The sequence below is a fragment of the Parapusillimonas granuli genome (assembly GCF_013416525.1).
GTDB lineage: Bacteria > Pseudomonadota > Gammaproteobacteria > Burkholderiales > Burkholderiaceae_B > Parapusillimonas > Parapusillimonas granuli.
Genome location: NZ_JACCEM010000002.1, coordinates 461,185 through 484,363, shown reverse-complemented (window position 1 = coordinate 484,363; position 23,179 = coordinate 461,185). Strand labels below are relative to the sequence as shown.

General features: G+C 66.6%; 21 protein-coding genes, 1 tRNA gene and 1 other RNA gene. 11 read left to right on the top strand and 12 right to left on the bottom strand.

The features are described from left to right. Positions 1–59: 59 nt before the first annotated feature. From H0A72_RS04970 to H0A72_RS04960, 3 genes are read right to left on the bottom strand one after another with little or no spacing between them, the layout of a single operon-like run. Positions 60–1,427: an N-acetylmuramoyl-L-alanine amidase gene (locus tag H0A72_RS04970; RefSeq protein WP_180153938.1), complete on the bottom strand. Its 1,368-nt coding sequence runs from the start codon at positions 1,425–1,427 to the stop codon at positions 60–62. Continuing rightward, a complete protein-coding gene (gene tsaE / locus H0A72_RS04965; protein WP_180153937.1) occupies positions 1,361–1,915 on the bottom strand; it encodes a tRNA (adenosine(37)-N6)-threonylcarbamoyltransferase complex ATPase subunit type 1 TsaE in 555 nt (184 codons plus the stop codon). Before tsaE ends, H0A72_RS04970 begins: the two co-directional genes overlap by 67 nt. Before the next feature lie 9 nt (positions 1,916–1,924). Continuing rightward, positions 1,925–2,824 carry an AEC family transporter gene (locus H0A72_RS04960; protein ID WP_180153936.1) on the bottom strand — a complete coding sequence of 300 codons (900 nt, stop codon included), beginning with the start codon at positions 2,822–2,824 and terminating at the stop codon, positions 1,925–1,927. 201 nt (positions 2,825–3,025) lie between these two features. Between H0A72_RS04960 and H0A72_RS04955 the strand changes: the two genes are divergently transcribed. Together H0A72_RS04955 and H0A72_RS04950 are read left to right on the top strand one after the other, a co-directional pair. Next, the gene (locus H0A72_RS04955; protein WP_180153935.1) at positions 3,026–4,015 is read left to right on the top strand and encodes a tripartite tricarboxylate transporter substrate binding protein BugE; all 990 of its coding nucleotides are present in this window, start codon (positions 3,026–3,028) and stop codon (positions 4,013–4,015) included. 112 nt (positions 4,016–4,127) lie between these two features. Continuing rightward, positions 4,128–4,202 (top strand) — tRNA-Arg (locus H0A72_RS04950). A gap of 42 nt (positions 4,203–4,244) precedes the next feature. Here the strand turns inward: H0A72_RS04950 and H0A72_RS04945 are convergent. From H0A72_RS04945 to H0A72_RS04930, 4 genes are all read right to left on the bottom strand, one after another. Then, a complete protein-coding gene (locus tag H0A72_RS04945; RefSeq protein ID WP_180153934.1) occupies positions 4,245–5,459 on the bottom strand; it encodes an FAD-dependent monooxygenase in 1,215 nt (404 codons plus the stop codon). A 3-nt stretch (positions 5,460–5,462) separates the two neighbouring features. Continuing rightward, positions 5,463–7,463 carry a LodA/GoxA family CTQ-dependent oxidase gene (locus tag H0A72_RS22410; RefSeq protein ID WP_180153933.1) on the bottom strand — a complete coding sequence of 667 codons (2,001 nt, stop codon included), beginning with the start codon at positions 7,461–7,463 and terminating at the stop codon, positions 5,463–5,465. A gap of 130 nt (positions 7,464–7,593) precedes the next feature. After that, positions 7,594–7,881: a twin-arginine translocation signal domain-containing protein gene (locus H0A72_RS04935; protein ID WP_180153932.1), complete on the bottom strand. Its 288-nt coding sequence runs from the start codon at positions 7,879–7,881 to the stop codon at positions 7,594–7,596. A 136-nt stretch (positions 7,882–8,017) separates the two neighbouring features. After that, positions 8,018–8,242 carry a hypothetical protein gene (locus tag H0A72_RS04930; RefSeq protein ID WP_180153931.1) on the bottom strand — a complete coding sequence of 75 codons (225 nt, stop codon included), beginning with the start codon at positions 8,240–8,242 and terminating at the stop codon, positions 8,018–8,020. 80 nt (positions 8,243–8,322) lie between these two features. Between H0A72_RS04930 and H0A72_RS04925 the strand changes: the two genes are divergently transcribed. Beyond that, the gene (locus H0A72_RS04925; RefSeq protein ID WP_180153930.1) at positions 8,323–8,880 is read left to right on the top strand and encodes an NAD(P)H-dependent oxidoreductase; all 558 of its coding nucleotides are present in this window, start codon (positions 8,323–8,325) and stop codon (positions 8,878–8,880) included. Then, on the top strand, positions 8,880–9,677 hold the full coding sequence (locus tag H0A72_RS04920; protein WP_180153929.1) for a uracil-DNA glycosylase: 798 nt from the start codon (positions 8,880–8,882) through the stop codon (positions 9,675–9,677). Before H0A72_RS04925 ends, H0A72_RS04920 begins: the two co-directional genes overlap by 1 nt. Positions 9,678–9,723: 46 nt before the next feature. Here the strand turns inward: H0A72_RS04920 and H0A72_RS04915 are convergent, their stop codons facing one another. Both H0A72_RS04915 and argC read right to left on the bottom strand, forming a co-directional pair. Continuing rightward, positions 9,724–10,341 carry a flavin reductase gene (locus H0A72_RS04915; protein ID WP_180153928.1) on the bottom strand — a complete coding sequence of 206 codons (618 nt, stop codon included), beginning with the start codon at positions 10,339–10,341 and terminating at the stop codon, positions 9,724–9,726. 51 nt (positions 10,342–10,392) lie between these two features. Further along, positions 10,393–11,334, bottom strand: a complete 942-nt coding sequence (gene argC, locus H0A72_RS04910) for an N-acetyl-gamma-glutamyl-phosphate reductase (RefSeq protein ID WP_180153927.1) — start codon at positions 11,332–11,334, stop codon at positions 10,393–10,395. Positions 11,335–11,445: 111 nt separating this feature from the next. On the opposite strand from argC, the gene H0A72_RS04905 reads away from it, so the two are divergent. Continuing rightward, positions 11,446–12,333, top strand: coding sequence for a LysR family transcriptional regulator (locus H0A72_RS04905; protein WP_180153926.1), 888 nt, complete (start codon positions 11,446–11,448; stop codon positions 12,331–12,333). Positions 12,334–12,352: 19 nt separating this feature from the next. On the opposite strand, the gene ybaK is transcribed toward H0A72_RS04905, so the two are convergent. Both ybaK and xerD read right to left on the bottom strand, forming a co-directional pair. Further along, complete coding sequence (ybaK, locus tag H0A72_RS04900) at positions 12,353–12,847, bottom strand: Cys-tRNA(Pro) deacylase (protein ID WP_180153925.1); 495 nt, start codon at positions 12,845–12,847, stop codon at positions 12,353–12,355. A 23-nt stretch (positions 12,848–12,870) separates the two neighbouring features. Beyond that, the gene (xerD, locus tag H0A72_RS04895; protein ID WP_180153924.1) at positions 12,871–13,770 is read right to left on the bottom strand and encodes a site-specific tyrosine recombinase XerD; all 900 of its coding nucleotides are present in this window, start codon (positions 13,768–13,770) and stop codon (positions 12,871–12,873) included. Between the two features lie 170 nt (positions 13,771–13,940). Here xerD and modA point away from each other — a divergent pair, with 170 nt between their 5' ends. From modA to H0A72_RS04880, 3 genes are read left to right on the top strand one after another with little or no spacing between them, the layout of a single operon-like run. Continuing rightward, positions 13,941–14,696 (top strand): molybdate ABC transporter substrate-binding protein, encoded by a 756-nt coding sequence (modA, locus tag H0A72_RS04890; protein ID WP_180153923.1) that lies wholly within the window; start codon positions 13,941–13,943, stop codon positions 14,694–14,696. Positions 14,697–14,708: 12 nt separating this feature from the next. Next, positions 14,709–15,398 (top strand): molybdate ABC transporter permease subunit, encoded by a 690-nt coding sequence (gene modB, locus H0A72_RS04885; protein WP_180153922.1) that lies wholly within the window; start codon positions 14,709–14,711, stop codon positions 15,396–15,398. Further along, positions 15,395–16,138 carry an ATP-binding cassette domain-containing protein gene (locus H0A72_RS04880; protein WP_180153921.1) on the top strand — a complete coding sequence of 248 codons (744 nt, stop codon included), beginning with the start codon at positions 15,395–15,397 and terminating at the stop codon, positions 16,136–16,138. The genes modB and H0A72_RS04880 overlap by 4 nt, the downstream gene beginning before the upstream one ends. Here H0A72_RS04880 and H0A72_RS04875 read toward each other — a convergent pair. Then, positions 16,090–16,920: a TOBE domain-containing protein gene (locus tag H0A72_RS04875; protein ID WP_180153920.1), complete on the bottom strand. Its 831-nt coding sequence runs from the start codon at positions 16,918–16,920 to the stop codon at positions 16,090–16,092. The two genes, H0A72_RS04880 and H0A72_RS04875, sit on opposite strands and share 49 nt — an antisense overlap. A gap of 96 nt (positions 16,921–17,016) precedes the next feature. Between H0A72_RS04875 and H0A72_RS04870 the strand changes: the two genes are divergently transcribed. From H0A72_RS04870 to ffs, 3 genes are all read left to right on the top strand, one after another. After that, a complete protein-coding gene (locus tag H0A72_RS04870) occupies positions 17,017–19,680 on the top strand; it encodes a PD-(D/E)XK nuclease family protein (RefSeq protein WP_180153919.1) in 2,664 nt (887 codons plus the stop codon). Then, positions 19,664–23,011, top strand: a complete 3,348-nt coding sequence (locus tag H0A72_RS04865; protein ID WP_425502473.1) for a UvrD-helicase domain-containing protein — start codon at positions 19,664–19,666, stop codon at positions 23,009–23,011. The genes H0A72_RS04870 and H0A72_RS04865 overlap by 17 nt, the downstream gene beginning before the upstream one ends. Before the next feature lie 40 nt (positions 23,012–23,051). Continuing rightward, positions 23,052–23,149: signal recognition particle sRNA small type (gene ffs, locus H0A72_RS04860), an RNA gene on the top strand. The last annotated feature ends 30 nt before the right edge of the window (positions 23,150–23,179 follow it).

Here is a 23,179-nt window from a genome sequence, read left to right as displayed (position 1 = left end):
GCCGATTTTAGCCCGTCCGCGTCAGCCCGTCCGCGCGCGCCGGCCCGCCCGAGGGCCGTTCAAGCGCGGCGCGCCAGGGCCGGCCGGGCCGCGAAGTAATCGTTGACGCCTTCGAGCATGGCCCTGGCGATCTTGTCCTGGTGCGCGGGGCTGCGCAGCAGGCGCTCTTCCTCGGGATTGCTGATGAAGGCCGTTTCCACCAGTATGGAGGGGATGTCGGGCGCCTTCAGCACGGCGAAGCCGGCGCGCTCCACGCTTTTTTTGTGCAGCCGGTTGATCTTGCCGATTTCCGCCAGCACGTTGCCGCCGACGCGCACCGAATCATTGATCTGGGCCGCGGTGGACAGGTCGAGCAGGACTTGCGCCACCTGCTTGTTGTGCGAGCCGAGATTCACGCCGCCGATCAGGTCGGCATCGTTCTCGCGCTGCGCCATCCAGCGCGCGGCGGCGCTGGTGGCCCCGTTCTGCGACAGGGCGAACACCGAAGAACCCCGGGCCGAGGGCTTGATCCAGGCGTCGGCGTGTATGGAGATGAACAGGTCGGCCTTGACGCGGCGCGCTTTTTGCACGCGCACGTGCAGGGGAACGAAATAATCGTTGTCGCGCGTGAGGTAGGCGCGCATGCCGGGCTGCGCGTCGATGAGCTTTTTCAGGCGCTTGGCGATGCTCAGCACGATGTCTTTTTCGCGCGTGCCGTTCCGGCCGATGGCGCCGGGGTCTTCCCCGCCGTGGCCCGGGTCGAGCGCGATCAATATGGACTGCCGGCCCGCGGGCGGCTCGGACGGCTTGGGGGCCGGCGCCGGCGCGGAAGGCTTGGGCTTGCGCGCGACCGGCGGCAAGGTCTGCCCCGGCATCGAAGGCACGGGCGCGTCGGGCAGCGGGCTGTTGCGCGCGAGGTCTTCCAGCACTTCGGCCAGCGGGTCGGTGTCGGCGCCGTCCATGATGGCCATCAGCGGATCCTGGGCGATCTTGGGGTAGAGGTCCAGCACCAGGCGGTACTTATACTCGCCTATCGGTTTCAGGGTGAACACCTGCGGCGCGATGGGCTGCTTCAGGTCCATGACCAGGCGGACGACGTCGGGGCGGTTCTGCGCCACCCGCACGGATTCGATGTAGGGATCGTTGGGCCGGACTTTGGAGATCAGGTCGCGGATGGTGGCGTTGATCGTCAGGCCCTCGATGTCGACGACCAGGCGGTCGGGGTTGTCCAGCGTGAAGTGCTGCGCCTTCAGTTCGCTGTCCATTTCCAGGGTGACGCGCGTGTATTCGTCGGCCGGCCAGGTACGCACCGCCACGATGGTGGCGGCCTGGGCGGCCGTGGGGATGACGGGCAGGACGAACAGGGTGCCGGCTGTCGCGATCAGCCGGCGTCGCGAGGCTCCGGTGGGCGAGATGCCGGGGGAGGAAGGACGAGTGTCGTCAGCCATAATAATCCTTTGTCGCTATGGGCCGTCAGGCTCGCCTGTCGCCCTGTGTCGGCATATTCGAGGTGAATGTCGAGATCGGGAGGGGGAAGCAGGGCGCCCGCCTGCTCCGGCCATTCGATCAAAACGATCGCATTTTCATGCAAAATATCCCGAAATCCGGCATCCAGCCACTCATTCGAATCGCTAAATCTATAAAAATCAAGGTGATAGAAGTATAAGTTAGAAAGATTATAGCTTTCAAGCAAAGTATAGCTAGGACTTTTTATGCGTCCGCGGATTCCCGCGGCTCGCAAGAAGGCCCGCGTGAAGCAGGTTTTGCCGGCGCCGAGTTCGCCGCGCAGGTGGATGCGGCCGCCCGGCGCCGTGGCGGGCAGGCCCGGATGCCGCCCGCACAGCATGGGGGCAAGCTGGGCCGCGAGTCCGGCCGTGGCGTCTTCGTCCGGCAAGTCGATGGCAATCGTCTTCAATTTCGGTGTATTTTCGTTCATGGCTGTTTGTTACAGTGTGGCGCCCAGCATCAGCCACAAGGGTATGGTGGCGGCCGATATCAAGGTTCCGATCGACATCGTCCCCGCGACCAGGCGGCCGTCGCCGCCCATTCTGGCCGCCAGCACGTAGGCCGAAGAGGCGGGCGGCAATGCGCTGAATAACAACAACATCTGCCGCTCGACCAGGCTCAGGTCCATGGCCCAGCCGATGGCCAGCGCCGCCACGGGGCACAGCAGCAGGCGCACGGCCAGCATCCAGCTGATCAGCCTGCCGTTGCCCCGGCCGGCCTGCAGCGACAGGGTGGCGCCCACGCACAGCAGGCCGATGGCGATGGCGCAGGCGCCCAGCCGCTTGAGCGTGACGTCCACCGGGGCGGGCACGGGTATCTGCAGGAAGTTGAAGGCCAGGGCGGCCAGGGTGGCGATGATGAAGGGATTGCGCAGGATTTCGCCGAATATCCTGCCGCCGTTCTGCCGCGCGAGCGCATGGACCGCCGCGACGTTGACGATGGGCACGGCAAAGCCCACCAGAATGGCCATGATGGTCTGGCCGGCCGAACCGGCCAGCGGGCCGGCGAGCGACAGGCCGATGTACGTGTTGAAACGGTAGGCGCACTGGGCCACGGAGGCATGGGCCACGGGCTCGGGCCGCAGCACCGGGACCGCAAGCCAGGCCAGCGCCACGCCGAAGCCGGCCAGCGCCAGCACGGCCTGCAAAAGCGTGTAGGCGCCCGAGATGCTGATGGGGGTCTGGGTGATGGACTGGAACAGCAGGGCCGGAAACAGCACGAAATAGACGAGCTTTTCAGCGCCCTGGAAAAAGTCGCGCGAGAACCGGAGCTTGTGGAACAGGACCCACCCCAGCGCAATGAGGAGAAAGTCGGGCAGTACGAGCTGGAAGACGGCCATAAAGCTTGCGAAAGGGCGCCCGCGGGGGGCGCCTGGCGGGAAAAAAGGGCGGGTTTGCCGGGAAAAAGGAGGCATCCATCAAGACGCATGGCGAGACAGCGGCGGCTCATTGCTGTTATTCTCCACGCTTATAAGAAAGCTTAGCGTAAATTCGCGGGCTTGTTTTTCGGTTCATATGATTTCTTACGGAGAGATTCATACATGGCAACACTGACCAAGAAGTTCGCCGCTTTGACACTGGCCACCGGCGTGGCCGCCATCTTCGGAGCGGGAACGGCGCTCGCCGCCGACTATCCCTCGCAGCCCATCCGCGTCATCGTCCCCTTTGCGCCCGGCGGCTCCACCGACATCGTCGCGCGCATCGTCACGCAGCGCATGGGCCAGGAGCTGGGCCAGACCATGGTCGTTGAAAACAAGGCCGGCGCCGGCGGCGCCATCGGCGCGGCGGAAGCGGCCCGGGCCAAACCCGACGGCTACACGCTTTCCATCGCCACGGTGTCCACCATGGCCGTCAATTCGGCCTGCCGCCCCAATGATCTCCCATACGATCCGCTGAAGGACTTCATGCCCGTCACCAACTTCGCGAACGTTCCCAACGTGATCGAAGTCCATCCCAAGTTCCCGGCCAAGAACTTCAAGGAATTCGTCAAGGTCCTGAAGGACAACCCCGGCAAGTACACCCACGGCAGCTCCGGCACCTGCTCGGTCCTGCACCTGTTCGGCGAAGCCTTCAAGCAAGCCACGGGCACCGACGCGATCCACGTCCCCTACAAGGGGTCCGGCCCCGCCGTCACCGATGCGGTGGGCGGCCAGATCGACAGCATGTTCGACAACCTGCCTTCGTCCATGAGCCAGATCCAGGCCGGCAAGCTGCGCGCCCTGGCCATCGCCTGGCCCGAGCGCCTGAAGAGCCTGCCCGACGTCCCGACGCTGGCGGAAGAAGGCTATCCGCAGCTGAACCAGCCCGCCTGGTACGGCTTGCTGGCGCCGGCCGGCACGCCTCCGGAAATCATCAAGAAGCTGCGCGATGCGGCGGTGGTCGCCCTGAAGGACCCCAAGGTCATCGATACGCTTGAAAAGCAGGGCGCCGCGCCGTCCGGCAATACGCCCGAGGAATTCGGCAAGGAAATCAAGCAGCAGTACGACTGGGCCAAGGAAGTCGTCGCCAAGGGCAACATCAAGCTCGAGTAGCCGCCATCCAGGCCGCGCCTGCGCGGCGCGGCCGCTTGGTCGATTGAAAAAGCCGGGGCGCCCCCGGCTTTTTCATCGGGCAAAGTGTCTTATAATCACAGCCCGCATTGCAGTCCCTGTAGTTAAATGGATATAACTTTCCCCTCCTAAGGGAAGATTGCAGGTTCGATTCCTGCCGGGGACGCCAGTCGCAGCACAGGCTGTTGCCTGCTCTGGCCATGCATCGGGATCACGGCTGAAGCATGCCCGCCTCGCCGGGGCCGTCCTGGCGGCGCCGTTGCCAGAACGGCTGATCGGGCCAACGGGGCTGCATGCGATAGTAGTACTCCCGTTTCGACACGTACTCTTGCCAAAGCCGGCGCTGCTGCTCATCGTACTGGCGAACGTGCGCATTGCCGCCGCCCAATCCCTCCGCGCCCCCGGGGCAGTCTTCCAACGCGTAATGGATCATGTGCCCCGCGTGGCTGCCCGTGCGCAGCGCCTTGTCGATGCCTTGCGAGGACAACGGATCATAGGCCTGCGCCGCGTCGCCCACCGCCATCCAGGCGTCGCCGCAGAAGTCGCGCAGCCGCTGGCTGTTGGCGGGCGCGCCCCGAATGACCCCGCAAGGGCGATAGCCCCTGGCCTGAAGCAATGGCCCGATGTGCTCCGAGCCGCGCAGCAGCCGATCGAAGCCCTCCCGATGCGCCGCCATTTTCGCCTCGGGCAGATCCTTGTCGGACTGCCACACCACCAAGCGCCGGGTTTCATCGCCTTCGGCGCCCGGCAATCGGTTGCTGTACCACCAGCCTTGTGGCGCGGCCTCGATCCGGGTATAGCGGTCGTCATCGTTGCCGGCGCAGGCGAACCACTGCGCATAGGCGAACAGGCCATCGTAATGATCGAGGATCGGGACGCCCAGCGTTCTGGCCACCGCCGCGCGCCGGCCGGAGCAGTCCACCAGATAACGGGCGCGGCACGAATGCGTCCGCGTCTCGGAGGCGAGCAGCAGCTGCCAATTGCAGGCGCCGTCGGCGATGCGCGCGCAGGATTGAAAGCGCGCGCCCCTGAGCAAGGTCGCGCCGGCAGCGGCCGCTTGCGAGCGCAAGGCCTCGTCAAAAGCCAATCGGTCGACGCACAGGCCGAAGCCGGTCATCGTAAAGAAGAAGTCCGTGATCTCGGCTTGGCCGGTCGCCCATAGCGAAACATTGCCGGCGGTCCTGAAGAGGACTGGAAGATTACGTCCCGGATCTTCCAGGTCACCCAGGAAGTGCTTGACCAGGCCGATGGAGGCCGGGGCCAGCGATTCGCCCAGCTTGAAGCTGGTGGAAACCCGTTCTTCCACCAAGAGCACGCGCCGGCCCAGGCCGGCCAGCGTGATGGCGATTGCGGCGCCCGCCGGCCCTGCGCCGACGATGGCGACATCCCATGCGGTATCCGCGGGATCGGGCGGGGCCGGCGGCACGAATTATTTGCCTTTGGCGGGCGGCCGGTTCAGCGCCGGGTCGCGCTCTTGCTCCACGAACACGATCGCTCCCTGGTCTTTCAGGAAGCCGCCGTCCTCGGTCTTGATCGGAAGCACCATCCCCAGTTTCGACCACGCGTACGCCATCTGATGATAGCCATCGGTGGACGACAGCGGCTCGCCGTCGGCGTCGTAGCCGCGGAACCACTCTTTATAGGTTCTGGTCTGGGTCTTCTGGTCGTACTCGAAAACGATGTCCGGCCGTTGCGTCGGCCACCAGGCCTCGTTGCACGACCAGAAGTCGCCCTGCCACGGGCTCGACATATAGGCCGAGATCGAACCGGGTTCGTTGTCTTTGCCCACCCGGAACGCCTCGGCGAAATACTCCCGATAGATGATCAGATAGGGAAATTCAATGCCCGGGTGGAAGCCGCCGCCGATGGTCGGCTCAAGCGCCGAGCTGTCCAGGGCGTGCGGCTGTTCGGCCAAGGGCAGTTCGTCGAAGGGCACGGGTTCTTGCAGGGTGCCGACTTCGAAGTTCCCGTCCGCCCAGTTTTTCATGTGATTCAATTGCCAGTCGGTCAAGCTCAAGAACTGATCCGGGAAATTGTTTCCCAGTTGCTGGTTCTGCAAGGGCTTGCCCGCCGTGCCCCACAGCTTGGGCATCTGTTTGCTGTCTTCGGCGCGCTGGAATTCCTCATTCTTCCAGCTGGTCGGCCGCTGCGGCGGCGCGGGCAGCAAGGAGTCGACCAGCCGCCCGTTCTTTCCGGGGGCATGGCGCATCAAGCCATAGATGCGCTGCCGTATCGGCTTGCTTTGATCGCTGGGGTCGGCCAGGAGCGACAGATACTGGGGCAGGAGCAGGTTGCCCGGCTGCCCCGGGCCATGAGCGATGTTTTTGGTTTCGGGCGCGACGCCGGACGCCTCGATGCTCACCCAACCGTAATTGACCGCCTTGGCGAAGATGGGATAGACATCGCGGTAGAAATTCGTCTTTTGCTTGGCGTAGGGATAGGCTTCGGGGAACGCTTCGTAGACGCGGTCCAGGATGGACACCACGTGGTACATGTGCGGCGCGAATTTCGGCGGCGCGGTGATGATCCATGCCCCCGCCCGCGGGTTCCGCGTGCCTTCGTCGCCGACCGATTTCACGTTGTCGCGCGTGCTCAGGACCGTGCCGTCCTTGAGGGTGACCGTGACGTCGATTTCGCCGCCGCAGGTATCGTCCCACCAGCCTGGAATATTGAAATAGGCGAACTGGTTCGTCAGCGGGTTCTTGCCGTTTTCGGGTCCATTGGGAGGGTCGACCGTTTCACTGGGGTTCGACAGCGCCACCTTGGGTGTGGTGACGCATTCGCCCTTGCCGGGCGCGGGCACGAACAGCAGGCGATCCTGGTCGTCGAGGCGAAGCTGCCCCAGTTCGATGTCCTTGGCGGCCTTGTACGTGACCTCGACTTCTTTCGAGGTGTCCTTGGGGGTGAAGCCCTCGAAACGCAATGCGCCGGGCAGCGTGCCTTTTTCAATGCCGGTGAAGACGTCGCCCTTCATGACCACCGGCCCCGCCTGCCCGGAGGAGATCGTGTGCACGCCGGGGTCGATGATCAGCTTGTCGCGTTCGCCCGGCTTCTTGCCGGGCTGGATGGACGGATTGCGCAGTTCGTCCGGGTCGAACAGGTAGGCGCCCTGAAACGCATAGTTCGCCGCTTTCATGTTCCTGACGTGAACCCGCCAGCGCATGGACTGGATCAAGCCCGAATCCGAGGTGAGTTCGGCGACGACCTTGCCGTCGGCGTCGTAACCATACACCCGGTACCGCTGGGCCTGGCGTTTCAAGCGGGCCCGGCTGTCGCGGTACGTGCCGCCCTTCGGCCCCGGCCCGCCGCTGCCGCCCGGATCGACCACGATCCCCGGCGCTTCGGGACCGATGTAGAACTCGTCGCTGTCCCCCAGGCGGGCGAGGCCGATGCCGGGATGGATGCGAATGCTTTTGATGCTCTCGGACACAGTTCAACTCCTGTGATATGTTTTGTTACTCGATCCTGAAAGGAAGGCTCTTCAGTCGCCGTATCCAGGAGTTCTCACCCATAGAAATCGACAATCCGCCCGTGGAAGGGCGATGCGAAGCCGGAATTTTTCAGGCGGAACCGACGATTTTCCAGTCCAGCAAGTCTGCGGAAGCGACCTCGTATCGGGTGCCGAAATGTTCGATGTGGGCGTAGGTCCATCCGCCCGATTGGGTATGGGCGCGTACCGAGAAGCCGCCGCCGAAGCTTGCCTGGATCGATTTCTGGACGCGCAGGCCGGTGTCCGGCGCCGCTGCATGCTGCGCGCTTGCGCCTTTGGCGGCGCCGGCGATGCCCGGCAGCAGCAAAGCGCCGGCCGCCGCGCACCCCTTGATGAAGCTTCTACGCTCGATGTTCATGTCTATTGCCCCCGCTTCCAATGTGGTTTTGCGCAGCATTATACAGTCCGTTTTTTTCCGAAACGGAATTTATTTGCTGTGTCTGCCGGGGACGACTATCGCCTTGGCGTTAACCGTATATGGCGCGTTGACGGCGTCAGCCCTGGACGGAAATGCCCGCGTCCTTGATGACCTTCGCGAACTTCGCCTGCTCGCTGCGCATGAACTCGGCCAGCCGCTCGGCGGAACCGCCTCCGTCTTCCGCGCCGGCCTGGGCCAGGCGCGCGATCAGCTCGGGCGTCTTATCGGTCATCAGCGGCGCCGAACCGCTGTAGGGTACATGCAGGACGTCGACCCCCGACGCATGGACTTTCATCGGCATGAGCTGGATCGTGAATTTTGCCGACGCCTTCCCCTTGTTGTATTCTGCCAAGGTGGCAATTCACACAGTAAAGGACAGCCGTGGACCAACCCAAAGACATCGCCGTCATTGTCGGCAGTTTGCGCAAGGAATCCATCAACCGGAAAGTCGCCGTGGCGCTGCAGGCGCTGGCGCCGGCCGGCCTTGCCCTGGACATCGTCGAAATCGGCCATTTGCCCTTGTACAACCAGGACTACGACGACGATTCCCCGCAGTCCTATGTGGATTTCCGGCGCCGGATCGCCGCCGCCGACGCCGTGCTGTTCGTCACGCCCGAGCATAACCGCTCCATGCCCGCCGCCATGAAGAACGCCGTCGACATCGGCTCCAGGCCCTATTCCAAAAGCGTCTGGAACGGCAAGCCCGCCGGGGTCATCAGCGCGTCGCCGTCCATGCAGGGCGGCTTCGGCGCCAACCATCATCTGCGCCAGTCGTTGGTCTGCCTCAATCTTTATTGCATGCCGAATCCCGAAACCTATCTCGGCCAGGCCGAAAGGCTGTTCGATCCCGCGGGCCAGCCGACCGAAACCGCCAGGGCGCTGCTGCAGAACTTCATCGGCGCCTACGCCAAGTGGGTGGCCGGTTTCAAGGCGCCGTGATGCGGGACGATGCCTCCGTCGCCGCCGCGCCGCCGGGCGGCGAAGTGCAGAACGCCTTCCAGGGCGATTTGTACGCGCACCTTCATGCCTTGTCGCCCGCCTGGCAGGACGCCTTCCTGGACACGCGTTCGCAACAGACGCTGCACGATCTGGACGCCTTTCTGGACGAGCGCCTGGAAGCGGGGGCCACCATCTTCCCCTTGCGGCCCTTCCGCGCCCTGCTGGAGATCCAGCCGCAGGACGTGCAGGTGGTGCTGCTGGGCCAGGATCCCTACCATGGGCCGAACCAGGCGCAGGGCCTGGCTTTTTCCGTGCCGGACAATTGCCGTATGCCGCCCAGCCTGCGCAATATGTTCGCCGAGCTCGCCCAGGAATATCCCGACACCTTCGTCACGCAGCGCCACAGCCTGCTTCGATGGGCCCGGCGCGGGGTGCTGTTGCTCAACACTTCGCTGACGGTCGAGGCGCATCAGCCGGCTTCGCATGCCAAGAAGGGGTGGGAGGTCATCACCGACAACATCATCGAGCGGGTGCTGCGCGAGCCGCGCCCGAAGGTGTTCCTGCTATGGGGCTCGCATGCGCAGTCCAAGCAGGCGCTGCTGCAGGCGCAGCCGCCCGCGGGCCCCACGCTGGTCCTGAAGGCGAATCATCCGTCGCCGCTGTCGGCCACGCGGCCGCCCAGGCCTTTCATAGGCTGCGGCCATTTCCGGAAGGCGAACGATTGGCTCAGGGAGCACGGGGAGAGCGGCGTGGATTGGCTGGATAACCAGCATACGCCCGCGGCGGGGGCGGTTTAGCGTCAATGGCCCCGCGCGGGCGGCGGTGGCTTGCCGCACCTTGCCCTCAGTCCTTTGCCTCGGGCGTCTTCATCATGAAACGGTCGCGCGTGCGCACATACCAGCCCGGGCTTTCCATGCGCCCCACCAACTGCAGGCTGGCGGTGTCTATCCAATAGCGCTCCGGATTCTTGACGGCATGGTCGGCCACGTGCATGCCCAGGATGCTTGCGATCACCAGATGGTTTTTTTCGCTCAGGTCGATGATCTCGACCGCCCGGCATTCCAGGGAAACCGGGCTCGAAGCGATGCGCGGCGGCCTGATGCGGCCGGCCGGGGCGGTTGCGACGCCCGCTGCGGCAAGTTCGTCGACGCCCGCCGCGAACGGGGCGGCCGTGACGTTCATCGCCTCGGCATCGGCTTCGGAAACCAGGTTGATCATGAACTCGCCGTTCGCCCGGATGTTCGACAGCGTATCCTTTTCCCGCCCGTCCGCATGGCTTCCTATCCCCAGGCATACCGTCGCGGGGTCGGCGCAGACCACATTGAAGAAGGAAAAAGGGGCGGCGTTCAGAGCGCCGCCGCCGTTCATGGAAACGACCCAGGCGATGGGCCTGGGGGTGATCGTCGCGGTGAGCAATTTGTACCGATTCCGTCCTTGCAGCGCTTCAAAATCGAAAAACACGTCATTCCTTTGTTCGGGCGATAGTCGAAACTGATTTTCGCCGACATTTTCTCATGCCGCGTCGCCAGGCCCCAATCCCAGCATCAAATCCAGGTTCTGCACCGCCGCGCCCGCCGCGCCTTTGCCCAAGTTGTCGAAGACCGCCGTGAGCAGCACGTGGCCGGATTCGGGATTTGAAAACACGGCGAGTTCCATGTCGTTCGTGGCATTCAGATGCTGTGGATCGAGGCGCTCCAGCGCCGATGACGCCACGAGCGGCAGCACCCGGACGTGCTTGCTTCGGGCATAGCGCCGAGCCAGGCATGCGTGCAATGCGGGCGCATCCGCCCCGGGAGGCAGAAGGCGCCGCTGCAATGGGACGCTGAGCACGATGCCCTGGCGATAGGCGGCATACGCCGGTACAAAGACGGGAGGGGCTGAAAGCCCGGCATAGCGTTGTATTTCAGGGACATGCTTGTGTTTCAGCCCCAGGCCATACACCTGGAATGCGGGCGCGTGCCCGGGGTCGGCCTCATGCAGATCGACCACGGCCCGCCCGCCGCCCGAATAGCCGGAGACGGCATGGATGGATAGCGGATAGTCCGGCGGCAGCAGGCCCGCTTCCACCAGCGGACGCAATAGGCCGATTGCCCCGGTGGGATAGCAGCCCGGATTCGTTATCCGGCTCGCCCGCCTGATCTCGTCGGTTTGTTCGGGGCTCATTTCAGGAAAGCCGTATGTCCAGCCGGGTTCGATCCGATGGGCGGAGCTGGCGTCAATCACGCGTACCGATGAATTCTCCACCATGGCGACTGCTTCGCGCGCCGCATCGTCGGGCAGGCACAAGATGGCGATGTCGCAGTTGTTCAGCGCCTCGGCACGCCTTGGCTTGTCCTTTCTCTGTGCGCCGGGCAGCGTCTGCAGGAGGATGCCGGTCCGTTCACGCAGCCGCTCATGAATCTGCAAGCCCGTAGTGCCCTGGTCTCCGTCAATGAAGATGCGAGGTAGCGCCATTTTCTCAATCCGAGAGTGATGTTGATCGATGCCTGCATGTTGTCTGATTGCGCATGATCGGTAAAGTTGAATTAACCTATCTTGAAATTCAGTTTTTCTGAGGCAAAAACCATGCGTGAGATCAATCTGGATCAGCTGCGCACGCTTACGACCATCGCGGACTGCGGCTCGTTTGTCGAAGCGGCGCGCAGGCTCCATCTGGCGCCCCCAACGATCAGTCTGCACATATCGGAACTGGAGGGCCGCGTGGGCGCCCGGTTGCTGTCGCGCACCCGTGGACAAGTGCGGCCGACGGCGATAGGCGAAAGCCTGGTCGACCATGCGCGCCGGCTGCTTGCCGACGTCTCCCGCGTGCTGGAGGACGTGTCCCGCCAAGCCCAGGGTCTTTCCGGCCGGGTGCGGCTCGGCGCGTCGACCGGCGTGATCGCGAACTTCCTGCCTCAGGCTCTCGAAAAGCTTGCGCAGTCGCATCCGGGCATCGACGTGCAGATTGCGATACTGACTTCGCACCAGTCCTTGCAGCGGCTGAAGGCGGGTTCGCTCGACATCGGAATAGTGGCGCTGCCTCAAGCCAAAGTGGCGGGCCTCGCCATAGACGCCTGGCGGCGCGACCCCGTGCTTGCCTTCTTGCCCGCCAATTGGCGCGTGCCGTCCCGGGTGACGCCCCAATGGATGGCACGGCAATCCCTGATCTTGAACGGCCCCGGCACACATCTATCGCGATTGACCCGCGACTGGTTTGCGCATGCCGGCCAAAGCCCTGTGCCGCGCATTGCACTGGACTACAACGACGCCATCAAAAGCCTGGTCGGCGCGGGCTATGGCGCAACCCTGCTGCCGCACGAGGCGGGCGCGGCCCCGCCGGGCGACGGCAGGATGGCGATGCGGCCTTTGCGGCCGGCGCTCTGGAGGGAACTGGGATTGGCATATCGGGCAAGCGCAGCAGAGCCCGCGACCGCACACATGCTTTCGTCGCTACGCAGCTTGGGGCAAGCATGAGGCCCGCCAATCGCGGGCGCTAATCCTTCGGCAGGCCCACGTTCACGGGCTTCGCGTCCAGGACCTTGGCCAGGGCGCCGGGCGCGATGCCGATGAGATAGCCGCGCCGGCCTCCGTTCAAATAGATCACCTCGTAGTCCAGCAGCGTCGACTCGAACCATACCGGCATCTTCTTGCGCGTGGCGAACGGCGAGGTGCCGCCCACCATGTAGCCCGAATTGCGCTGGGCGGTCTCGGGGGAGCAGGGGGCGACCTTCTTGGCGCCGATCTGCCGGGCCAGGTTCTTGGTCGATACCTCCATGTCGCCGTGCATGACCACCACCAGCGGGCGCGCGTGCTCGTCTTCCATGATCAGCGTCTTGGCGACCTGATGCGGATCCACGCCCAGTTGCCGCGCGGACTCGCGCGCGCCGCCGTGCTCGACGTATTCATAGGGGTGTTCCGAATACGGGATGCGGCGCTGCTTGAGCAATTGCGTGGCCGGCGTTTCGGAAACGTGTTTTTCTTTCGACATGTGCGGAAACGATGGGAGGAGGATCAGGCGCGGGGGTGGTGCTGGGCGTGCAGCGTCTTCAGCCGTTCGCGCGCAACATGAGTATAGATCTGCGTGGTGGAAATGTCGGCATGGCCCAGAAGCATCTGCACCACGCGCAGGTCCGCGCCATGGTTGAGCAGATGCGTCGCGAACGCATGCCGCAGCACGTGCGGGGAAAGCGGGGCGTGGATGTCGGCCCGCAGCGCGTACTTTTTCACGATGAGCCAGAACGACTGGCGCGTCATGGCGGCCGCCCTGGCGGTGACGAACAGCGCATCGCAGCGGCGCGGCCCCAGCAGGGCGGGCCTGGCTTCCCGCAGATACCGGTCCAGCCAATGCTGCGCTTCCTGCCCCAGCGGCACGAGCCGGTCTTTGCCGCCCTTGCCCATGGTGACGCGCACGACGCCGTCCTGCAGGCTCAATTCCGGCACGCTCAGGCTCACCAGTTCCGTGACGCGCAGGCCCGTCGCGTACAGCGTTTCCAGCATGGCGCGGTCCCGCAGGCCCAGTTCGGTGGAGTCGTCGGGCGCCTGCAGCAGGGCGTCGACCTGGGCTTCGGAGATGGTTTTGGGGAATCGCGCCGTCCGTTTGGCCGCGCGCAGGGTCAGGCAAGGGTCTTTGCCGACCCGCCCCAGCCTGAGCGCCCAGAGGTAATAGCGCTTGAGCGCGGCCAGCCTGCGGTTGGCGGTCGCGGCCTTGGTGCTCGCATGGCGAGCCGCGAACCATTCCTGGATGTCGCCGGTGCCGGCCGAGTCCAGGTCTTTGCCTTGCTTCGCCCAGAGCCACCGGGCGAAGGCCAGGAGGTCGCGGCGATAGGCGTCCAGCGTATTCCTGGCCAGGCCGTCCTCCAGCCAGATGGCGTCGAGAAAGGCGTCGAGGGATGCGGGCGGAACGAAGTTCAAGGTCTTGCGCAAGAAACGGGACGAGGATGGTGCCTTATCTTATCAAAGCGGGATGGCGAATTGACCAACCGTTATATACTTGAGTATATTGCGACAGGGACAGCGCGGCGGTGCCGCCGCGCGCCGGCGCGGTGAATACCGGCTTATGGGTTTTGACAGGAGTGATGTGCATGAAATTGAAACGGATATTGGCCGCGCTGGGCCTGGTGTGCATGGGGCTGCAGGCGCAGGCGAACGCCGGCGAAATCCTGGTTGGCGCGGCGGCCAGCCTGACCAACGCCTTCAAAGAGATCGGGGTGCAGTTTCAGCAGGAGCAACCGGGCACCACGGTCCTGACCAGCTTCGCCGGGTCCGATGCGATCGCCCACCAGGTGATCCAGGGGGCGCCCATCGACATCTTCGCATCCGCCGACCAGAAGGCGATGGACAAGGCGGTGGCCGCCGGCAAGATCGACGAAACCACCCGCCGCGACTTCGTGCGCAACGAGGTCGTTCTGATCGTGCCCGTCCAGGGCGGCGTGCAGATCAATTCCCTGGCCGACCTGAAGGCGGCCTCGGTCAAGCGGGTGGCGCTCGGCAACCCCGCCACGGTGCCCGTGGGGCGCTACACCAAGGCCGGCCTGGAAAGCACGGGCGACTGGGACACCGTCAAGCAGCGCGAAGTGCTGGGCCAGAACGTGCGCCAGGTCCTGGACTACGTGGCGCGGGGCGAGGTCGACGCCGGCTTCGTCTTCGCCACCGATGCCGCCATCATGCCCGACAAGGTCAAGGTGGTGACGAAGCTGCCGTCGCCCGAGCCGGTGCTGTATCCGATCGCGCTGGTGAAGCGCGACGGGCGCAACCCCCAGGCCAAGGCCTTGCTGGACCACATTCTGTCCGACAAGGGCCAGGCCGTTCTGAGCAAATACGGCTTCTCCAAGCCCTGATGGACGGCATCCGTGGGTGAACTCGCCGTTCCGCTCTTGTTGTCTCTCAAAGTGGCGGGATGGGCGACCGCCTTCGCCGCCGTGCTGGGCGTGGCCAGCGCTTTCGCGCTGTCGCGCTGGCATTCCCGCTGGAGCGACCTGGTGGATTCCGTGCTGACCCTGCCCATGGTGCTGCCGCCCACGGTGATCGGCTACTACCTGCTGGTCCTGCTGGGGCGGAACGGCTGGCTGGGCCAATTCCTGGCCGAATGGGGCATCGCGCTGGTGTTCACCTGGCAGGGCGCCGTGGCGGCGGCGACCGTCGTGGCCTACCCCCTGGTGCTGAAGGGCGCGCGGGCGGCGTTCGAAAGCGTGGACACCAGCCTGGAGGGCGCCGCGCGCGTGCTCGGCCTCAGCGAGGCGGCGGTTTTCTTTCGCGTGAGCCTGCCGCTGGCGATGCGCGGCATACTGGCGGGGGTGCTGCTGGCCTTCGCCCGGGCCCTGGGGGAATTCGGCGCCACCTTGATGATCGCCGGCAGCATTCCGGGGCGGACCCAGACGCTCTCCATCGCCATCTATGAAGCGGTCCAGGCGGGCAACGACAGCCTGGCCAACATGCTGGTGGTGACCACGTCGCTGACCTGCGTGCTGGTGCTCTGGATGGCCGGCCGGCTGTCGCCGGACCGCGGGAGCGTCGCCGGCAGTCGAAGCGGGGCGCGATGATAGAGATCGCGATTTCACGGCGGCTGAGCAACGGCTCCCAGGTTTTCGTCCTGGACATCGAACTGGTGTCGGAGGCCCGGCGCATCGCGCTCTTCGGGCCGTCGGGCTCGGGCAAGACGCAGACGCTGCAGGCGATCGCCGGGCTGGCGCGGCCCGACGCGGGGCGCATCGTCATCGACGGCGTGACGCTGTTCGACTCGGAGCGGGGCGTGTGCCTGCGCGCGCGCGAACGCGGCGTCGCCTACCTCCAGCAAGATTACGGCCTCTTCCCCCACTTGACCGTTGCGCAGAACATCGGCTTCGGCTTGTGCCGGGGATGGCTGAACCCGCGCCGCGGGGCCTTGCCCGACGAGGCCATGTACTGGGTCGGGGCGTTCGAGCTGGACGGTTTGCTGGACAGCTATCCGCGCGACATTTCAGGCGGCCAGAAGCAGCGCGTCGCGCTGGCGCGCGCATTGGCGCTGAAGCCGCGGCTGCTGCTGCTGGACGAGCCCCTGTCCGCGCTGGACGCCGCGCTGCGCGAAAAAATGAGGCAGGAAATCGCGGCCTTGCAGTCGCGGCTGAACATTCCCGTCATCCTGATCACGCATGACCCCGAAGACGCGGCTTGCCTGGCGGACCAGGTGTTCTGCATCCAGGACGGCCGCATCGTGAAGTCTTGCCACCCGCGGGAACTGGCGCGCCAGGCGCTTCAATCGAGCACGCCCAGCATGACGCTGGACGCCTTGAAGATCGCGTAGGCCGGCTGTTCTTCGCGCAGTTCCAGGGAAAGCGCGCTGTCGCGGCTGAGCATGGCGGTCAGCACCTGCCCGCCGCGCAGCGCTATGCTGACTTCCGTGTTGACCGCGCCTTCCACGATGCGGACGATGCGCCCGGCAAGCTGGTTGCGCGCCGACAGGCGCGTGTCCCCGCCCGGCAGCCCGACGATCACCGACGAGGCCTTGATGAAGGCCAGCGCGCGTTTCCCGACGCACAGGCCGAGTTCGGCCGTGCTTTCGCTGCTGATGGACGCCACGATGGCCGTGTCGTCGTTCAGCTTCAGCGTGATTTCGTCGTTGACGGCCCCGACCTTGATGCGCTGGACGGTGCCGGCCAGTTTGTTGCGTGCCGATGTCTGTATCATCATGTGCTGGATGAGCTCCAGGTTGTCCGGCGCCTGCCGGCTGACCGACGCCAGGCGCGCCATGAAGCGCTCGTGTTCGGCATTCAGGGCGCGGAAGGTGGCCAACAGCGCCTTGGCGCGCGGCGTGAGCGTTGCGCCGCCCCCGCGCTGCCCGCCGGTGCTTCTGAGCACCAGCGGCTCGCCGGCCAGGTTGTTCATCGTGTCCACCGCGTCCCATGCGCCTTTGTAGCTCAGGCCGACTTTCTTGGCGGCCGCGGTGATGGAGCCTGCCTGGTCGATGGCTTCGAGCAGCGCCATCCGTTTCTGGCTGCCCCAATCCTGGTCGCCCGAACGAAACCAGATGGAACCGCTCAGTTCCAGGGCGGGCCGGCCGGGGGCATGGTCTGATTTCTTCGACATGGCGCGATTGTATGGCGCAAGGCGGTTTGTCGCCAGCCGCCGCAAGCCCTAGAATGGTCGGCTCCCATGCCTCTTGCCGCCGTCCCGGCCATTGCGATGCTAGACAGCCTTCCCGCGATCAGTTTCGACCAGCTATCCGGTTTCGACGCTCAGGACACCCTGGTGCTCACGGTGAACAATCGGCACGCGCGCCGCGTGCTGGCGGAGCTGTCGGCCAGCCTGGGCGGTGACCGCCGCGTCATCGCGGTGCCGGACATCATTCCCTTGTCGGCGTGGCTGCGCCGCTTGTCCGACAGGCTCTCGTTCCTGCCCGATTCAGGCATGGCCGGCCATGCGATAGACGCCTTCGGCGCCCGGCTGCTTTGGCAGCGCGTCATCGAACGCGCGGAATCGGACCGCGCGCTGCTCGATACCGCCCAGGCGGCGATGCTGGCCATGGAGGCCGACCGCTTGATGGACGACTGGCGCATCGAGGTCGGCCCCGATCACGAAACCAGCGATTATCTGCGCTTCGAGGAATGGCGCGCCCGATACCGCGAAGCGCTGGCGGAGCTCGACCTCGAAGACGCCAACCAGGCTCATGAGGCGGTATGCGCCGCCTTGCGGGCCGGCCGCCTGCACAGCGGCGCGCGCCACATCGTCCTGAGCGGCTTCACGGAGCTTTCCCCCAGGCTGGCGGCCATGCTGGCGGCCGTGCAAGAGCGGGGCGGCAGCCTTTGGGCGCTGAGCCGGCCGCCCGTCGCGCCGCATGCCGCGCACCGCGTGGCGGCGCCGGATCCCGACGCGGAATGGCGCCTGGCCGCGCATTGGGCGGCGGGCGAACTGCGCAAGAATCCCGACGGGCGCTATGCCATCGTCGCGGGCCGGCTCGAAGCCGACGCCGCGCTCGCGCATCGCTGCCTGCGCGCCGCCCTGGGCGCCGATGCAGAAGGCAGGCACATCCCTTATAACGTCGCCGTCGCGCGGCCCTTGTCGGGCTGGCCGCTGGCGCGGGCGGCCCTGGCCTGGCTGCGCGCGCTGGCGCTGGCCGGCCGCGGCCGGCCCTGCCGGCCGGAAGACCTGGGCGGAGCCTTGCTGGCGGGCGGCTGCGCGGGGCACGCCGAAGAAGCGGCGGGCCGCGCCGTGATCGATGCGTACTGGCGGCACCAGGCCGTGCTGGCCGTGCGGCCGAAGGATTTCACCGCCTTGCTGGGGCGGCATGCGCCCCGCTTGCTGGAAGCCTGGCAAGCCTGCATGGCCGAGTTGGACGGCGACGGCGCCCCGGCCGGCCTGGACGTCTGGTCGGACCGGTTCCGCCGGTATCTGCGCTGCCTGGGATTCCCGGGGCGCGGCATGCTGGACAGCCATTCCTTCCAGGTCCTCGAAGCGCTGGACGCGGCGCTGGAAAGAATGGCCGCGCAGTCCGCCGTGGCCGGCAAGCTCGGCTTCGGCGCGGCCGTGGGCCTGCTGCGCAGGCTGGTCGACGAAACCCCGTTCCAGCCGCAGCGCGATCCATCGGCGCGGCTCGACGTGCTGGGCTTCCTGGAATCCGAGGGCGGCCGATGGGACGCGGTCTGGATTCTCGGGCTGACCGACGAAGTCCTGCCGGCCGTGCCCCGGCCCAACCCCTTCGTGCCCCTGCCGGCGCAGCGCCGGGCCAACGCGCCGCGGGCCACGCCGGAACGGGAACTGCAATGGGCCAGGGGCATGTTCCGCGCCCTGCTGGAATGCGCGCCGCAGGTGTGGCTGAGCCATGCCTGCCAGGAAGGCGAGCGCGAACTCCGGCCCAGCCCGTTCATCGCGGAGCTGGACGCCGAGCCGTTTTCCCCGCCCGGCGCGGCGGCCGGCTCTTGCATGCTGGAATCCCTGCGCGACGACCTGGGCCCGGCCCTGCAGCCGGGCCGGCCGACGCGCGGCGGCATCGGGGTCATCGATACCCAGGCGCGCAACCCTTTGTGGGCCTTCGCCAGATATCGCCTGGGCGCGCGGCGGCTCTCGGCCTACGCCGACGTCGGCGACCAGAATGCCCGGGGCCTGTTCTTGCATCGGGCGATGGAGCTGGTCTGGCGGATGCTGCCCGACCAGGCCGCCTTGCGCGGCCTGGTCGGCGAGGGCCGGCTGGACGGCCTGCTGCACGGCGTGCTCGAGCAGGCCGCCGACGACTGTCTGTCGGATTACGGGCCGGCGCTCAGAAGGCTGGAGTCGGCCCGCGCCTTGGCGGTGCTGGCGTCGTGGCTGGAGGTCGAGTGCGCACGCACGCCTTTCAGCGTGCGCGACGTCGAGCAGGACTACCTCTGGCGCCACGGCCCGCTGGAATTGAATCTGCGGCTGGACCGCATCGATGAGCTGGCCGACGGCAGGCTGGCCGTCATCGACTACAAGACGGGAGGCGGCAGCCTGGATCCCCGTTCCGATTGGATGCGCGACCGGCCGATCGGCCTGCAGCTTCCCTTCTACGCGTCGGTGCTGGCGCAGGAAAGCGCAGGGGCGGGGGTGGGCGCGCTGGTGCTGGCCAGGCTCCATGCCAAGGGAGCCGAGGTCAAGGGCCTGGCCGATGCCGAATGCGGGCTCGAGGGCCTGGTGTCCCCGCGCGCATGGCCGGCGTTTGCGGAACTGGGCTGGGAAGACCTGATGGCAAGGTGGCGGCGGACCATCCATCAGCTGGCGCGGGAATACATATCGGGCCACGCCGCCAACCAGAGCCTGCGGCCGGACGACATCGAATACTGCGACATCCTGCCCTTTTTGCGCTTGAACGAGGACGATAAGCGTGTCGAATAAGCAACCCAGCGACAGCGCGGTCCGCGCGGCGGCCGTCGATCCCGCGCGGTCGTTCATCATCCAGGCCCCCGCGGGCTCGGGCAAGACCGAATTGCTCACCGACCGCATCCTGGCCTTGCTGGCGACGGTGAACCGCCCCGAGGAAATCGTGGCCATCACCTTCACCCGCAAGGCCGCGTCCGAAATGCACGCGCGCGTCATCGGCAAGCTGGAAGCCGGCAAGGGCCCCGAGCCGGGCGAGCCGCACAAGCGGCGCAGCTGGCTGCTGGCGCAGCGGGCGATGCGGCGCAATGAAGAACTGGGCTGGAGTCTGCTGGAGCATCCGGCGCGGCTCAGCATCCGCACCATCGATTCCTTCTGCACCTACCTGGTGCGGGCCATGCCCTGGCTCAGTTCCCTGGGCGGCGTGCCCGCCATCGCCGACAATGCGCGCGAGCACTACGAAGCGGCCGCGCGGGCCACGCTCGCCATGGCGGACGAGCATGCAGCCGTCGCCGCGCTCATCGAGCACATGGACGTGGACGTGGGCGCGGCCCAGTCGCTGCTTGCCGACATGCTCGCCAGCCGGGACCAATGGCTGCCCCTGCTGGCCGAAGGCGGCGACATCGATCTGCTCATGGACAACCTGAACCGCTCCATCGAGCAGGACCTGCGCCGGCTGAAGGACGCCATGCCGCCGGGCTGGGCCCAGGCCCTGGCGGAACCCATACGCGAGGCCGCCCGCTGCCTGGCCGAATCCGAGGACGGCGGCCTCGATCTGAGCCGGCTGCTGGACTGGGACGGCGCGCCCTTCGGCACGGACGCGCAAAGCCTGGGCAGATGGCAGGCGCTGGCCGACATCCTGCTCACCGGCAAGGGCACGCCGCGCCGGACGGCGACCATCAAGCAGGGCTTCAAGGCCAAGTCCGGATACAAGGAAGCGTTTCTGGACTGGATCAAGGCGGTGCCCGAAGAAGAGCCCTGGGTGGCGGAGCTCGCGGACATCCGTTGCGCGCCCGCGCGCGGGTATTCCGCCGGGCAGCAGGAGGTCCTGGCCGTCCTGATCCAGGTGCTGTGGCTGGCGGCGGCGCAGCTCAAGCTGCGCTTCACCGAGACCGGCGAGGTCGACTTCGCCGAGATCTCGCAGCGCGCCCTGCAGGCCCTGGGCGAGGCCGACGATCCCAGCGATCTCTTGCTGGCCCTGGACGCATCCATCCGGCATCTGCTGGTGGACGAATTCCAGGACACCAGCCAATCGCAGATCGCGCTGCTGGAGCGCTTGACCGCGGGCTGGTCGGCCGGCGACGGCCGCACGCTGTTCCTGGTCGGCGACCCCATGCAGTCGATCTACCGTTTCCGCAAGGCCGACGTGGGGGGCTTTCTGCGCGTCAAGGAAAACGGCCTGGGCGAGGTCGAGCTGACGGCGCTGGACCTGACGGACAATTTCCGTTCGCAAGCCCATCTGGTGGAATGGGTCAACGCCGCCTGCGGTCCCATTTTCCCGTCCCGCAACCATCCGGGGCTGGGCGCCATCACTTATACGCCCTCGGCGGCCTTCAACGAGGGCCGGGACGGCCCGGGCGCCGAGTTCCACCCCGTATGGCTGCCCGCGCCGGCCGACGGGGACGCGGCCGAGGACCTCTCCGACGACGCGGAGGCGCTGGCCGTGCGGCTCGCCCGGGAAGCGCTGGAGCGCAACGCCGGCAGCGAGCATCCGGTGGCCATACTGGTGCGTGCGCGCACGCATCTGGGCGGCATCGTGCACCGGCTCGCCGAACAGGGCGTCCCTTGCCGGGCCGTCGAGCTCGTCACCCTGCGTTCGCGCCAGCCCGTGATCGACCTGGCGCAGCTGGCGCGGGCGCTGTCCCATCCGGCGGATCGCCTGGCATGGCTGTCGGTGCTGCGTTCGCCCTTGTGCGGCCTCACCTTGAACAGCCTCCATGCCTTGTGCGGGCATGACCACCATGCGGCGATGCCCGCTCTGATCGAAGATTTCCTGAAGCGCGCGGCGGCCGGGCAGGCCGGCCTGCCGGCGGGCGAACTCAAGCGCCTGCGGCATGCGGCCCACGTGATGCTGGATCCCGCCAACGCGGCCGGGGCCATCCCTTTCGCGGCCTGGCTCGAAGAATGCTGGACCCGGCTCGGCGGCCCCGCCGTCTATCCCGAGCCGAGCGACCGGGCGGATGTGGAGCGTCTCTTCCGCCTGGTCGAGGAACTGGCGCCCTACGGCAATCTCGATCCGGTCGAGCTCGAGAACCGGCTGGACGAGCTGTACGCGGCGCCCAGTGGCGGCGGCCCGGCGGTGGAAGTCATGACCATCCACAAGTCGAAAGGGCTGGAGTTCGAGACGGTGATCATCGCCGGCCTGCATAAATCGCCGCGCAGCGACCGGGCGCCGCTGATGCGTTTCGAGCAGAGCGGGGAAGAACTGCTGCTGGGGCCCATCAAGCCCAGGGCGGCGGACGAGCACGATCCGGTTTCGCTCTACCTGGCGGCCCGTGAAAAGAAGCGCGCCGCCTACGAGGCCGACCGCCTGCTGTACGTGGCCCTGACCCGGGCGCGCAAGCAGCTGCACCTGATCGGCGAGCTCAGGCTCGACGAGGGCATGGCCGTCAAGCCGCCGTCGGGCGCTTCGATGCTGGGGCGCCTGTGGGGGCGGATGCGTCCGCCCGAAGCGCCAGAAGCCGCCGCCCTCCAGGCTGCGGGCGCCACGCGGAAAAGCCGGACGGAAGACCGCCGCCTGCTGCGCATGGCCGAAGCCTCCATCCCGGCAAGCCGCGAGGCCCGTCCCCTCGCCGGCGGGCCGCCGGCGCCCTGGGACTGGCGGGCCGCCACGACGGACGAAAGCATCATCGGCAGCGTGGCGCACGCCTGGCTGGAACGCCTGGGACACGACGGCGCCGAGGCCTGGAGCGAGGACGTGCTGCGCGCCAGCCTGCCGGTGTTCCGCAAGCAACTGAGCCGCGCCGGCTTGCGGGAATCCCGGCTGGACGCCGCCGCCGGCGTTTTGCGGGATACGTTGCTCGCCACGCTCGCCAGCGAGCGCGGCCGCTGGCTGCTGCACGTGGCCAAGGCGCACCGGGAATGGGCGCTGCTGGACGTCAGCGGCCGCGTCTCCGTCATCGACCTGGCCATTTCCCGGGAGCGGGACTGGCTGGTGGTCGATTACAAGACGGGCGTGCCGCGCGACGGCGAAAGCGCGGCGGAATTCTCGGCGCGCATGAAGGAAGCCTACAGGGAGCAGATAGAACGTTATTGCACCCACGTCCGGGCGCTGGACGGCCGCCCCGCGCGCGGGGCGCTGTACTTCCCCAGGGCCGACATCTGGGTCGATTACGGCCTGGTCGTCTGAGCGGCGGCACGCGGGGCCAAGACCTGTTAAACTTTCAGGCGGCGGGCCCCTTCGCATGGTCCGGCGGTGAACCTGGTCAGGTCGGGAACGAAGCAGCCACAGCCGTTTAGGATCAGTGCCGAAGTCAGGCTCGCCCCCAAATACCACTAGCCTTCTTGAATCCGGTAC

Excerpts from the sequence above, each read along its gene's own strand:
- H0A72_RS04880 (WP_180153921.1), top strand. The coding sequence starts at position 15,395 with ATGATAGAGATCGCGATTTCACGGCGGCTGAGCAACGGCTCCCAGGTT.
- tsaE (WP_180153937.1), bottom strand. The coding sequence starts at position 1,915 with ATGAACGAAAATACACCGAAATTGAAGACGATTGCCATCGACTTGCCG.
- ybaK (WP_180153925.1), bottom strand. The coding sequence starts at position 12,847 with ATGTCGAAAGAAAAACACGTTTCCGAAACGCCGGCCACGCAATTGCTC.
- argC (WP_180153927.1), bottom strand. The coding sequence starts at position 11,334 with ATGGCGCTACCTCGCATCTTCATTGACGGAGACCAGGGCACTACGGGC.
- modA (WP_180153923.1), top strand. The coding sequence starts at position 13,941 with ATGAAATTGAAACGGATATTGGCCGCGCTGGGCCTGGTGTGCATGGGG.
- H0A72_RS04875 (WP_180153920.1), bottom strand. The coding sequence starts at position 16,920 with ATGTCGAAGAAATCAGACCATGCCCCCGGCCGGCCCGCCCTGGAACTG.
- H0A72_RS04935 (WP_180153932.1), bottom strand. The coding sequence starts at position 7,881 with ATGAACATCGAGCGTAGAAGCTTCATCAAGGGGTGCGCGGCGGCCGGC.
- H0A72_RS04905 (WP_180153926.1), top strand. The coding sequence starts at position 11,446 with ATGCGTGAGATCAATCTGGATCAGCTGCGCACGCTTACGACCATCGCG.
- H0A72_RS04930 (WP_180153931.1), bottom strand. The coding sequence starts at position 8,242 with ATGCCGATGAAAGTCCATGCGTCGGGGGTCGACGTCCTGCATGTACCC.
- H0A72_RS04970 (WP_180153938.1), bottom strand. The coding sequence starts at position 1,427 with ATGGCTGACGACACTCGTCCTTCCTCCCCCGGCATCTCGCCCACCGGA.
- H0A72_RS04870 (WP_180153919.1), top strand. The coding sequence starts at position 17,017 with ATGCTAGACAGCCTTCCCGCGATCAGTTTCGACCAGCTATCCGGTTTC.
- H0A72_RS04955 (WP_180153935.1), top strand. The coding sequence starts at position 3,026 with ATGGCAACACTGACCAAGAAGTTCGCCGCTTTGACACTGGCCACCGGC.
- H0A72_RS04960 (WP_180153936.1), bottom strand. The coding sequence starts at position 2,824 with ATGGCCGTCTTCCAGCTCGTACTGCCCGACTTTCTCCTCATTGCGCTG.
- H0A72_RS04920 (WP_180153929.1), top strand. The coding sequence starts at position 8,880 with ATGCGGGACGATGCCTCCGTCGCCGCCGCGCCGCCGGGCGGCGAAGTG.